Source organism: Chryseobacterium sp. SIMBA_028 (assembly GCF_046535285.1).
In the GTDB taxonomy this organism is placed as follows: Bacteria; Bacteroidota; Bacteroidia; order Flavobacteriales; family Weeksellaceae; genus Chryseobacterium.
The window spans coordinates 1-276 of the sequence record NZ_JAWRWZ010000228.1 but is presented as its reverse complement, the minus strand read 5'-3'; the positions used below and the strand labels follow the sequence as shown (position 1 = coordinate 276).

Annotated in this window: 1 protein-coding gene; it reads right to left on the bottom strand. The window is 60.1% G+C overall.

The features are described 5' to 3' along the window. Positions 1-276: hypothetical protein (locus SCA31_RS23255; RefSeq protein ID WP_410699392.1), on the bottom strand; the 276-nt coding region annotated here is incomplete at both ends.

Genomic DNA, 276 nt, shown 5'->3' with positions numbered 1-276 from the left:
AAAGGTCCGCAGGTAGCGCATGGTCTCCTGCATTTCCGCAATGTGCTTGTGCAGATCGCTGCCGGTCTGGGCGAGGACCGTCAGGGCGTTCTGGCGGGCCTGTTCGGTCACCGGCAGGGCCGTCAGGCTCTCGACGGTCGCGCGCAAATCGGCATCGGCATTGCTCGACTCATTGTTGTCGAGTGCCTTGGTGATGTTATCGAGGGAATTCAGCAAACGGTTGAGAACATCCATCACCGAAAGCAGCACCGTGCCGCCTTCGAGGAAGCGCTCTTC